At 38.5% G+C, this 11,719-nt stretch carries 13 protein-coding genes, 1 tRNA gene and 1 pseudogene; 9 read left to right on the top strand and 6 right to left on the bottom strand.

Going from position 1 to position 11,719, the window contains the following annotated elements:
* The 5 genes and pseudogenes from IR083_RS24495 to IR083_RS17705 all read left to right on the top strand — a co-directional run.
* Positions 1-236 (top strand): annotated as a pseudogene (locus IR083_RS24495) (IS4 family transposase); the annotation flags it as partial.
* Between the two features lie 453 nt (positions 237-689).
* The gene (queD, locus tag IR083_RS17720; RefSeq protein ID WP_194225293.1) at positions 690-1,052 is read left to right on the top strand and encodes a 6-carboxytetrahydropterin synthase QueD; all 363 of its coding nucleotides are present in this window, start codon (positions 690-692) and stop codon (positions 1,050-1,052) included.
* Positions 1,033-1,614 carry a 7-carboxy-7-deazaguanine synthase QueE gene (locus IR083_RS17715; protein WP_194225292.1) on the top strand — a complete coding sequence of 194 codons (582 nt, stop codon included), beginning with the start codon at positions 1,033-1,035 and terminating at the stop codon, positions 1,612-1,614. Before queD ends, IR083_RS17715 begins: the two co-directional genes overlap by 20 nt.
* A gap of 5 nt (positions 1,615-1,619) precedes the next feature.
* The gene (locus IR083_RS17710; protein ID WP_194225291.1) at positions 1,620-2,534 is read left to right on the top strand and encodes a ribonuclease Z; all 915 of its coding nucleotides are present in this window, start codon (positions 1,620-1,622) and stop codon (positions 2,532-2,534) included.
* Positions 2,535-2,614: 80 nt separating this feature from the next.
* A complete protein-coding gene (locus IR083_RS17705) occupies positions 2,615-2,956 on the top strand; it encodes a T9SS C-terminal target domain-containing protein (RefSeq protein ID WP_194225290.1) in 342 nt (113 codons plus the stop codon).
* 65 nt (positions 2,957-3,021) lie between these two features.
* On the opposite strand, the gene IR083_RS17700 is transcribed toward IR083_RS17705, so the two are convergent.
* The 3 genes from IR083_RS17700 to IR083_RS17690 form a co-directional block, all read right to left on the bottom strand.
* Entirely contained in the window at positions 3,022-3,486 is a 465-nt protein-coding gene (locus tag IR083_RS17700; protein ID WP_194225289.1) for a hypothetical protein, read from the bottom strand.
* A gap of 135 nt (positions 3,487-3,621) precedes the next feature.
* Positions 3,622-4,119, bottom strand: coding sequence for an outer membrane beta-barrel protein (locus tag IR083_RS17695; RefSeq protein ID WP_194225288.1), 498 nt, complete (start codon positions 4,117-4,119; stop codon positions 3,622-3,624).
* 87 nt (positions 4,120-4,206) lie between these two features.
* Positions 4,207-4,743, bottom strand: coding sequence for an HDIG domain-containing metalloprotein (locus tag IR083_RS17690; protein WP_006800329.1), 537 nt, complete (start codon positions 4,741-4,743; stop codon positions 4,207-4,209).
* A gap of 76 nt (positions 4,744-4,819) precedes the next feature.
* Between IR083_RS17690 and IR083_RS17685 the strand changes: the two genes are divergently transcribed.
* Together IR083_RS17685 and IR083_RS17680 are read left to right on the top strand one after the other, a co-directional pair.
* The gene (locus IR083_RS17685) at positions 4,820-5,983 is read left to right on the top strand and encodes an exo-beta-N-acetylmuramidase NamZ domain-containing protein (protein ID WP_194225287.1); all 1,164 of its coding nucleotides are present in this window, start codon (positions 4,820-4,822) and stop codon (positions 5,981-5,983) included.
* A gap of 21 nt (positions 5,984-6,004) precedes the next feature.
* Positions 6,005-7,135 (top strand): hypothetical protein, encoded by a 1,131-nt coding sequence (locus IR083_RS17680; RefSeq protein ID WP_194225286.1) that lies wholly within the window; start codon positions 6,005-6,007, stop codon positions 7,133-7,135.
* A 5-nt stretch (positions 7,136-7,140) separates the two neighbouring features.
* Here IR083_RS17680 and IR083_RS17675 read toward each other — a convergent pair whose 3' ends face one another.
* Entirely contained in the window at positions 7,141-8,889 is a 1,749-nt protein-coding gene (locus IR083_RS17675) for a DNA polymerase III subunit gamma/tau (protein WP_006800326.1), read from the bottom strand.
* 225 nt (positions 8,890-9,114) lie between these two features.
* Here IR083_RS17675 and IR083_RS17670 point away from each other — a divergent pair.
* A tRNA-Leu gene (locus tag IR083_RS17670) sits at positions 9,115-9,196 on the top strand.
* 209 nt (positions 9,197-9,405) lie between these two features.
* Here the strand turns inward: IR083_RS17670 and IR083_RS17665 are convergent.
* On the bottom strand, positions 9,406-10,236 hold the full coding sequence (locus tag IR083_RS17665) for an AbiH family protein (RefSeq protein ID WP_006800325.1): 831 nt from the start codon (positions 10,234-10,236) through the stop codon (positions 9,406-9,408).
* A 423-nt stretch (positions 10,237-10,659) separates the two neighbouring features.
* On the opposite strand from IR083_RS17665, the gene tsaE reads away from it, so the two are divergent.
* Positions 10,660-11,076 (top strand): tRNA (adenosine(37)-N6)-threonylcarbamoyltransferase complex ATPase subunit type 1 TsaE, encoded by a 417-nt coding sequence (tsaE, locus tag IR083_RS17660; protein WP_006800324.1) that lies wholly within the window; start codon positions 10,660-10,662, stop codon positions 11,074-11,076.
* A gap of 75 nt (positions 11,077-11,151) precedes the next feature.
* Here the strand turns inward: tsaE and IR083_RS17655 are convergent, their stop codons facing one another.
* On the bottom strand, positions 11,152-11,703 hold the full coding sequence (locus IR083_RS17655) for an NAD(P)H-dependent oxidoreductase (RefSeq protein WP_194225285.1): 552 nt from the start codon (positions 11,701-11,703) through the stop codon (positions 11,152-11,154).
* Between the last annotated feature and the right edge of the window lie 16 nt (positions 11,704-11,719).

The raw sequence follows: 11,719 nt of genomic DNA, 5'->3' as shown, positions 1-11,719 counted from the left end.
AGTTTTATGGGACTTCTGAAAATGCCGTCAAAATTCAAATATTTTCTGCTATAATAACCTATTGTCTTGTTACAATCATGAAACATGAATTAAAAATAAAAGTGTCCACTTATGAAATATTACGAATACTTAGTTTATCATTATTTGAAAGAATGCCAATAGAAAATCTTTTTAATAATAATGATACGCAGATAAACTATCAAAATGATACTCAATTATGTCTTAATTTTTTTTAGTGGACACTAGTGAATGTTTATTCGCCCCTACAAAGAGAATGCAAAACCTGTTAAGTTTGTCACTTTTTTATGAAAGAGATGCTTCGCTCTGTCTGACAAGCTAATTATTAATTTTTCATTTTTCATTCTTAATTATTAATTGTTTTCTGTGTTACCTTTGTTACTTTTTAACCATACACTGTTAACGAATATAAAAATGACAAGTAAAAAAATAGAAGAAAAGTTGTCAGATATGTCAGGTTTTAATAGAATGTAGTTAATAAATGCAAATATTGCAATGGGTTATAAATTGAACATTGCTACTTAGCGTCTTTGCGTGAGAATACTGTTTGCCATCTACTGTAAAAAATGTGTTACCTTTGTTACTTTTAATAGTTGAAAGTTGTAAATGTACCATTGATAGAAATGTTTTTATCAGAAAAATATATATCCGGATTGGAATAGAATAATAACATGTATAAAATAAGTAAACAATTTTCGTTTTCCGCTTCACATATACTCGAGGGTTTGCCTCTCGAGCATCCTTGTTCTCGGCTGCATGGGCACAATTATGTGATCACCGTACACCTGCAGGCAAAGCAATTGAATACCGTAGGATTTATAAAAGACTACAGAGAGCTCGATAGCGTGAAGCAGTATATTGACAATACACTCGACCACAGGCACCTGAATGATATATTGGCATTCAATCCGACAGCCGAGAATATGGCAAAGTACCTGTATGATATTTTCAAAAAGGACATTCCCGAGCTATATGCGGTAGAAGTATCCGAAACCCCTAAAACAACAGCCATCTATGAAGCTGATAGTGAATGAGATTTTCTATTCGCTGCAAGGTGAAGGGGGGCGTACGGGTGAAGCGTCTGTATTTATCAGGCTTACAAAGTGCAACCTGGCATGCAGTTTCTGCGATACTGATTTTGCTGATGGTGACGAAATGAGCGTGGACGAAATACTGGAAGCTATCAGTGTCTATCCATGCAAGTGGATCATATGGACCGGCGGTGAGCCTACCATCCAGTTAAGGGATGCTCATCTGGCTGTATTCCGCGAACACGGATATAAGCAGGCAATAGAGACAAATGGTACGCGAAGGGTGCCTTCATTGATAGATTATATCACCTGTAGCCCTAAGCAGGACTATGAAACAATAAAGAACCGGATTCCTTTTGTCCATGAGATTCGTATGCCTATACAGGCAGGAGATCCGGTGCCGGATATCTCGGTATTTCCAAAAGCCGATAATTACTTTCTGAGTCCTGTATTCGATGCAGATAAAATCAATCTGGAGAATGTCGCCTATTGTGTGGAGCTTATAAAACTGCACCCTCAATGGCGGCTCAGCCTGCAAACGCACAAACTGATACATATCGAGTAGTAAGAATGGAAAGATTTGAATTGGATATATTGGGTTGTGGCTCTGCCACACCTACAACTTTACACAATCCATCATCTCAGGTGCTGAATATCAGGGAGAAATTATATATGATAGATTGCGGGGAGGGAACTCAGCTGCAATTCAGGCGTAGCAAGCTGCGTTTTGGGCGTCTTAACCATATATTTATCTCACATCTGCACGGAGACCATTGTTTTGGTCTTATCGGACTGATATCTACATTGGGGCTTCTGGGACGAACGGGTGCTCTTGTAATACATACTGTTGCCGGACTTGAAAATACCCTTCGCCCCGAAATCGACTTCTTCTGTAAGGACAATCCTTTTGAGGTTAAAATAGAAGTATTCAATCCGAAAGTAAGCGAAGTTATTTACGAAGACAGGTCCGTTTCAGTGAAAACGATACCACTCGTGCACAGAGTGCCTTGCGCGGGATTCCTCTTTGAGGAGAAGCAAAAAGAGGCGCATCTGCTACCTGATATGATAAAATTCTACAATATACCGATAAGGGAGTTGGCGAAAATAAAACAGGGAGCTGATTTTGTTACCGAAGAGGGTAAAGTTATACCTCATGAAAGACTGACAATTCCTGCCGAACCTGCGCGTTGCTATGCTTACTGCTCCGATACGGCTTATAGTGAGAAGATTATACCTGTCATTGAGGGTGTGGATCTGCTTTATCACGAAGCTACATTCGCTGATACGGATAAGTCCCGTGCTAAAGAGACAGGCCATTCGACCGCCGGGCAAGCCGCACAAATAGCAAAGATGGCAAATGTGAAGAAGTTGATGCTGGGTCATTTTTCGGCCCGCTATCCTGATAATAATATTTTACTGGAAGAGGCTAGGGCGGTATTTGCAAACACTGTACTTGCTAACGAAGGACTTCGTGAAAAATTGTGAAAGCCCTTATTTTTTTTAGTCTTTTTATTCTTTTATAAGGTTTAATGCCTATATTTGTGAATATTAGGAATAATAGATACATGGTAAATTTGAGAAACATACTATTCCTTATATTGTTTGGTGGAGCCACTTTCTCTGCACATGCGGGAGAGACGGACTTTCCGTCAAATATTTTTGTGTCCGAACCTCAGCAGACTACAGATAAAACAATGAATCTGATTGTTGAAGTTAATGGTGGTACGGTCAGGATTCCGTTGGAGAATGTTCCTACATCGGGATATCTTGAGGTATATAGTATTCTGGGTGTAAAGGTTACCAGTGTCAATCTGAAGACGTGTATCGGAACTTGTCCTCTCGAGTTACCTAAAGGACTTTATATAATAAAGGCGGGAAAAGTAGCACAGAAGATAGTTGTCAGATAACAAAAGATACAATATAGTGGGATAGCCGTTCGGAAGAGTGGCTTTTTTATTCATTGGGTCACAGCCTATTTAGTGAGAGATACCTCCACTTCCATAATGCCTCCCCAGGGATCACCTGCCATCATATTTTCATGGATGGATAGTTTGCATATTCCATCGGAAGGTATACTGTAACTTAGATTCCGGCCAAAAGGCCCATCCATGCTGCCATTAGGAAGTGTTATCTGGGAGAATCTGATATTCGCGAGTGAGTCTGTGGAATATAGTTGAGCGGTAATCTTTTTGTAGCCTTTGGATTCGAATTCGACATAAATGATCTGGTTCTTTTTCTTGTGTATAGCTACCTTGCCCTTTCCGTTGACTACATTCAGGCGGATAATTCCGTTACCGGATGGAATCATTGCCGGAATGTTCTCTATCTTTTCTGCCGGTTTATCGGTACTGGTTTGCAGACTGTCTTTCTTTGTTGAGAAGGAACATGCATAGGAAAGTAAACAGATTGCGATTATGGGTATGATTGATTTGATCATAATGATAAAAAGGTTTCAATTACAGATACTCATACTAAGATAACAATACCCGGATGGCATTTGTTTGTAGATGTATAGAAAAAGGATGACCCGTTGAGATCACCCTTTTATATATTTCATCCCTCTTTTATGTCGTCAGAACTGATACATGAAGCCGACAGATACCACAAATTGTGAGTAGTTCTTGATAAAGGCTTCTTTTGCTTCAATCTGGATAAATGTATTGTCGTCCAGGGAGACTTGTCCTCCGAGACCTAAATTTAATCCTATGCGGTTATTTGAATATTTAGGGTCATCGGAATCAGATCTGCCCGGATCGTAAGTCCAACGAGTTAAATTCAGTCCGGCGAGAGGGTATAGAGATACGGTTTCTGAGGCACTGAAAACATAATGTCCGTCGGCGTTGATCCCGAATGCACTGAGGTTGTGCCTGTCTATATAGTATTTATATTCGGCGGTTCCTCTCAGGTGGCTGGTAAAACCATATTGTGCCCGGAGGCCTATTCCTAATGATTCTACTTTCGAGCCGTAATTGAGGCTTCCGGCAAATGAAAGCTTTCTGGTCTGATCTTGAGCTGAAGCCGTAGTTATTGCAGATAAACAAATAGTTAAGATAATTAGGATTTTCTTCATAGGCATTCTATTTGTGTGTATTATTAATTGGTTTCGTAAGCAAAGATATGAATTTTTAAAAGAAGGGAGGCTAGGTTTTGTTTCTTGTCATAGGAATATAGCGCACCATCTGTCGAATTGCCGGACGGAAGTTTCTCCGAATTTGGACAGGCTTTGCCGCACTTTGTCTATCGGCCGTTCCTCTCCCAGCCGGGTTTTGGAGAAGAAACAATCTGCAAAGCATATTAGCTTCTCTTCGATGCTCACAGGACGCATATCTCTGTGAGGCACGGGCATATTATTCTCAATAATTTCCTCAAGTGATATTCCTGTACCGGTATGTCTTTCGCACACAAGTGCGTGCATGGGGTATCCGGCATTCTCTACAATTACACGTCCGAGATAGCCATGTGCTACATAAGGCTCTATGCCGAAGCATTTTATAGAAGGTGCATTTGTCATAAAGATGCCGATGTCGTGGAGCATGCCGGCTTCGCTTACAAACTTGCTGTCGATATTCAGTTCCGGATGATTTGCAGCTATGGATAAAGCCTTGTTGGTAACATCGGTGCTGTGCTGTACCAAGATATTGTACAGATCCGAGTCTTTTTTATAATATTTTTCGATTATAGCTAGCGTATTCATATAGCATTCGGTCTTTTTTCGTATAAAAATAAGTAAGTTTGTAAAACGGCTTTTCACTTTCAAAACAGTCAGACAAATGAAAAAGTTTTATATATTTTCCCTTACACTTATATATCTCATCTCAAATATAACGGTTTTTGCTCAATCCTTGTCGTTAGGTGCAGACAGGCTTGATGTTTTATTACCTGCAATCAAAGATAAAAAAATTGCTTTAATAGTTAATCAAACTTCCGTATTATCTAATGGGACACACCTGTTAGATACACTTTTATCTCACAGGATTCATATAACCAAAATCTTTGCTCCCGAACATGGTTTCCGGGGAAATGCAGATGCGGGAGAGAAGATAGTGGATGGTAAAGATACCAAGACCGGAACTCCTGTCATTTCCCTGTATGGGAAAAATTATAAACCGACGGCAGACCAGTTGAAAGATACGGATATACTTATTTTCGACATACAGGATGTCGGAGCACGTTTTTATACATACATTAGTACAATGCATTATGTAATGGAGGCATGTGCCGAGAACGGGAAAGAATGTATTGTCATGGATCGTCCCAATCCAAATGATCGTATTGACGGGCCTGTTTTGGACTTAAAATATAAGTCATTCGTGGGTATGCATCCGATTCCCGTTCTGCACGGACTTACTGTGGGTGAATTAGCCCGGATGATAAACGGTGAAGGCTGGCTGAAAGGTGGAATAAAATCTGATCTGAAAGTGATCCCAATGACCGGATGGAATCATGGGGCTTATTACTTTCTTCCTGTAAAACCATCACCTAATTTACCAAATGACTGGGCAGTAGGTTTATACCCCTCCCTCTGTTTTTTTGAAGCTACAAATGTGAGTATCGGACGTGGTACCGATTTCCCTTTTCAGGTAGTGGGAGCCCCTAATCCGAAATATGGAAAGTTTTCCTTTACTCCACGCCCCAATGAGGGAAATAAAAGCCCGTTGAATGTCAATAAGACTTGTTACGGACTTGATTTAAGGAAGTATAAATATCAGCCCGGACTTGATTTGAGATTCCTGATAGACTTTTATAAAAAATCTGAACTGGGTGCTGCATTTTTTACAAATCCTAGATTTATGGATCTATTGGCCGGTACGAATGCCCTAAGATTGCAGATTATTAAAGGTGTGTCGGCAGAAGATATTTATAGAACATGGGAAAAAGACCTGATTAAATATAGAACAATGCGGGAGAAATATTTGTTGTATGCAGATTATTAACTACATCACAAAATAAGGGATATGGCAGATAACGATAATAGATGTCCGCTTTGCGGAAAAAGCACAAACGAAGGAGAAACCTTCTGTGGCGACTGTCAGGAAATTGCTCAAAATGCATATTCGGAGGAATTACTATATAATAAAGACGATTCTGAATCTATGTTTATAGAAGAGGAGAAGGCTGCACCGGAGGAGGAAGAGGATACGTCTTATAACGAAAAGCCAATAGAGAACAGTGTAGAGGAAAATTTGAAGCGGGTTTCCCTTTCGAAAAGCAATAAGAAATTATTTGTTTTTGTTGCTATAGGATTAGTGTTTATGCTCTTGTTAGGTATAGGGGGGCTTTTTGTGAAGAATAAAGACGAGGAGGCAACGGAATCTCGATACTGGAATAAATGCATTGAGGAAAACACACCTTTAAGTTATTCCAAATATCTGGTTCATTATCCCGAAGGGAGATACAGTAACGAAGCTCAGAATAAAATCATGCAACTACGGGAGCAGGAACGAAATGAATGGGAGTCTCTTCGCAAATTGGGGAATGTAGATGCTCTTTTTTCTTTTTTGGCAGACCATCCGCAAACGCCATATGAAAGGCAAATAAAACATGTAGTGGATTCTCTTAGTTGGCTTCAGGCAATGGAGCAGAATACGCCTGATGCTTATCAGGCTTATCTCGATAATGTAAAAATAGGTCGTTATGCAGGAGAATATGAGGATGTAGCAAAACAGAAGTATGAATATCTCAGCCAGCTCAAGGTCATTGAAGGGGACGAACTAAAAAATGTAGAGAAAGTATTGTCCGACTTCTTTAAAGCTCTTTCGTCCGTGAATAATAAAGATATACAAAAGAGTTCCGCATCGGTGTTGCTTAAGTTCTTTGATATGCAAAACCAACCTAATATTGTTATTGCAGATTCTATAAAGGCAGATCTTAAACTCAAGAAAATAAAAAGTGTTTCGTATAAATTGCCATCTGATTATCCTGAAGTTATAAAGGATAATAAAGGTATTTATTTTGCCACGCTACCTATAAAGATTGAAACTACATTTACCGACAGGAAAAAGAAGAAAGAAATCTCAGAGCATGCCTTCAATATAGAGCTGAATGGAGAGAAGCAAATCCGGTCGGTATATCTGAAAGAGAAATGATCGTTTTATGAAAGCTCCAAACCGAATTCGTCTTTCAACCGGCGGAGACTTTCATTCTCTTCCATCATCAGATTGAATTTCTCTGCTGGTGTAAAGGCGAGTTTCTTCTCATTATCCTCACTTATACGAACTTGCATTTTTATGTGAGTATTGCGAAGTTGGGTTCTTAATTTTATCAGAATATCCATTCTGTGTTCTAACAATCGTTGCTCCTGTACGGGATTATTTACCACAACCTCAAATAATGTATTTTCTATAAGATTTGGCAGGCAGTTGAGCATTGTGTTCTTTAGATGATGTTCCTCAGTAAGGGCTTCGGCAAATGCTTTCCATTCATTGATAAGCTGGAGAGGGGTGAATCTTTCATTTAAAGATTCGACCTTCACTTCAACTTTAGCTTCTTCTTCCTTTTTCTGTCCAAAAGCTGATATGGAGATACCTAATCCCCCGGCTGACATCGGCTTTGGGGTACTTGTGGTTGGGGTACTGCTTGCAGGCTGAGGCGTACTTGGAATATTTCTTGTAACAGGTGCTGGTGCAGGCCGGCTGTTTTGGGACTGCGGAACTGTCTGATTTGTTGGAGGAGTCTGTTTGGCCTCCTGTTTCGAAAATATAGGATCAATTACCTGCTTTTTTTTTTGATCTTCCAAACCTGTCTGAGGGGAAGATAGTTGACATAGTCGTATGACGGTCAGATCGGATAGTAACCGCTTGTTTCGGCTTAGCCTGTAATTGAGGTCACTTTCATTGACTATATCTATTGCCTTGTAGAGAAATTCGTTGTTGCATTTTCTGGCAGTCTCAATGTATCTGTCCCGGATAGAAGCACCGACTTCAAACAACTCAGCCGTTTTCGGGTCTTTGCATAGAAGCAGGTCTCTGAAATGAGAGGCAATACCAGTTATGACATTATTGCCGTCAAAGCCTTTACTCAATATTTCATTTAATATGAGCAGCCCGTCCACAACATTGTTGGCAAGGATACAGTCAGTAAGCCTGAAATAGTATTCATAATCCAGTACATTCAGGTTTTCTATGACTGCCTTGTATGTTACATTTCCTCCTGTGAAACTAACTACCTGATCAAAAATGGATAATGCATCACGCATTCCCCCATCGGCTTTTTGGGCCAGTACATTCAAGGCTTCCGGCTCTGTCTGTACATTTTCCTGAGACGCTACATATTGGAGATGCTCTACAGTATCTTTAATTGTAATGCGGCTGAAGTCATATATTTGGCAACGGGACAAAATAGTAGGCAGTATTTTATGCTTCTCCGTTGTTGCAAGGATAAAGATAGCATGATGCGGAGGCTCTTCCAATGTTTTAAGGAAAGCATTGAATGCTGCTTGCGAAAGCATGTGTACCTCGTCGATGATATATACCTTATATTTTCCGATTTGCGGAGGTATGCGCACCTGCTCTATCAATGAACGGATATCGTCTACCGAGTTGTTGGATGCGGCATCGAGTTCGTGGATGTTAAAAGAACGCTGTTCGTTGAACGCCACACAGGATTCGCATTGATTGCATGCTTCGCCGTCTGCTGCTGGTGAAAGGCAATTAATAGTTTTAGCGAAGATACGGGCACAGGTTGTTTTTCCTACTCCACGCGGACCGCAGAACAGGTAGGCATGTGCCAGTTTCCCTGAAGCAATCGCATTTTTGAGAGTAGTGGTCAATGCGCGCTGCCCGACAACCGAGTTGAAGGTCATAGGGCGGTATTTGCGTGCTGAAACTATATAGTTATCCATCTCAATTTCTTCTTTAGCAGGACAAAGCTATGAAAAAAAACGGAAAGAAAAAAGCTAAAATTTACCCGAAAGCATTAACTTAAAAATTGTATGTCTGTTCCGGGTTTCCGGGTCTTTTTCAGACTTATATGATCTTATTTTTGTCAAAAATTCCATTTTTTGCATATAAAGCATTGTTATTAGAAAAATAATTATACCTTTGTACCCGCTAACGCAATTAGCTACGCGGATGTGGCGTAATTGGTAGCCGCGCCAGACTTAGGATCTGGTGCCGTGAGGCGTGGGGGTTCGAGTCCCTTCATCCGCACTCAAAGAGACAATTTGGTAATTTTTCCATTTTGTCTCTTTTTTCTTTTATATAAGTGGAAAAAACATTCTATTTTATATATCTCATACAGATATATAAATTTGAAAAAGTAAATTGTAAATAGTTATTGAAATTATTTTTATAAAAAAGAAAAAACGTTACTGGACTGCAACCTTCGATTATATATTCTTTTAATAATTAAAGCAATACTATTTTGCTAAATCAAACATTTCAAAATTTTGATGAGTCCTAAGACCTTGGATTCGATTGCTTGTCATGTAATCTATCTGTTTGAGGATATCATACATGCTATCTTCTTTATAATATGATATAAAAATATTCTTTCGACTTCTATCCATGAAATTATTTATAGCAGCAGCCTTAAAAAACTGTTCGAAATAATGATGGTCAGTTTCTCCTAAAGAATATCCTAAGAATATAATATCTTTTGCATTAGATAAAATTTTATCAATATCATATATTTTGTTCCATATGCAAGTCGATTTTTTCAAAAAAACATCACTTGCATTAATTCTTGCATTATCTTCTACACCAAAAACAATTCTGTTCTCTTTAGCAGTACCATGCACCTTGATAACTTTATGATTTAAATTTTTCTTATATAAAAGATATTCAATACTTAATGTATAATTAAAATTGAAAATTAATAGTCTTTCAAATTTCTCTGTGAGAATTTCATAAGCTTGGGATGTTTCATCTATATTATCTACATATGACATATCTATGTTATTCAAATAATCGCATAAAGATTTACACAAAGATTGATATTCTTGTCTAAATATATTTCTATTAGAATCTTTATATATTGACTTCGAGTATTCTTTCAGTTCATTTTCAATATCTATCCAATTATTTAGTTCATGTTGATTTTTTAGATATATACAAAGCTGATTGTTTGCCTTTAGTAAGTTACTGAAAGCATCACTTACTATAAAATCCTGATAACCTGTTTTTAAACCTAAATTTAAATCAAATCCATTCCCTGTTATCAAAATTGTGTCATAATCATTATTAGTCATACATTTGTGTGTTTTAGATTCCTTTTCAAATATAGCTATAATAACAATAAGTTAATTATGGCTTTGGAATCCACTCTTTCAACTCATAAATTAAATCTAAATCATCGAGAATAGAACGCCTAAGGGTAGGATAATTCTTTTATGCATCATCTCACCATATCCATAAAATTAATATACTTCATAAACTCAATAACTTTCACAAAATCCTCTATAAGTGTTCGATAATCTGATACCTTATCGCACAGAGAGCGACAAATTGAAGATTTTTTCTTTTTGTCGCTTTTTTCATTCTTAATAACCCCTTCTTTCCATATAGATAATTTTATTTAAACTTCATCAAATAAAATAAGGAGGTAGGCGTAAAAAAGCATAAAGAATGCAAGACAAAATATATCTTTGTAATCAAATTAATGATGATTAGATATGAATATTACAATAAAATCACTAGAGGACATGGATCAGGCCGCTATCGAATTCGTAAAATCGATGGGAGATAATACCGTCTTTGCATTCCGTGGCGAAATGGGTGCGGGTAAGACTACCTTTATCAAAGCCATCTGCGAGAAATTGGGTGTGTCAGATACTATAAACAGCCCTACATTCGCCATCGTCAACGAATACCGTTCCGATAGTGGAGAGTTGATTTACCATTTCGACTTCTACCGGATCAACAAAGTGGAAGAGGCTTTCGATTTCGGCTACGAAGATTATTTCTACAGCGGTAGCCTCTGTTTTATCGAGTGGCCCGAACTGATTGAGAACCTCCTGCCGGCCGATACAGTGAATGTCAGTATCAAAGTCTTGGAAGATGGCAGTAGAAGTGTAGTAGTTGGTGCCTAGTGTTCAGGTTCTTTAAAAGAAGATAAGAAAGGACAGGCTGTATAGTCTGTCCCTTTGTATTTTAAGTTTTCTATATCACACCGTAGCTTCCACTTTCTTGAGGAAGTCTTTGCGCATCTCGTCGGTACCTGTGGAGGTGTGTTCGCAATTGAGCCATGTGGCATTGTTGATACCTACCGAATAGAGCATGTTAGGAATAAAATAATCCTGAACGAAAGGCTTGAATATTTCGCCGGCACTCTCCGATGTTGTGATTACTGTAGCCCGTCCGATTTTGAGCAATGGAGTCCATCCATTTTCATAGCTGAAAGCAAAACCTTGAAGAAGTACTTTATCAAAAAAGCCTTTCAGTATAGCAGGCATTGTTCCCCACCAGATTGGATATATGAATATAGCCTCATCAGATTTATTCAGCATCTCCTGATATTTCAGAACGAGCGGGTCGATAGCCTTTCCCTGATTATATACTGCAAGTTCCGCTTCTGAAAATGAGGGGTTGAATTTATCTTTAGGGAGGTCGATAACCTGATAAGCCTTGTTTTGTTGTTCGAATTTTGCTGAAATTGTGTCTAAAATAGCTTTGTTAAAGCTACCATGCCATGGGTGGCTGAATACGATTGTTACCATTATTATGTTTAATTTA

Origin of the sequence: Dysgonomonas sp. GY75, from assembly GCF_015234155.1 — a bacterium.
Classification (GTDB): Bacteria; Bacteroidota; Bacteroidia; order Bacteroidales; family Dysgonomonadaceae; genus Dysgonomonas; species Dysgonomonas gadei.
The sequence above is the reverse complement of the archived record's forward strand: the minus strand, read 5'-3'. Positions and strand labels throughout refer to the sequence as shown.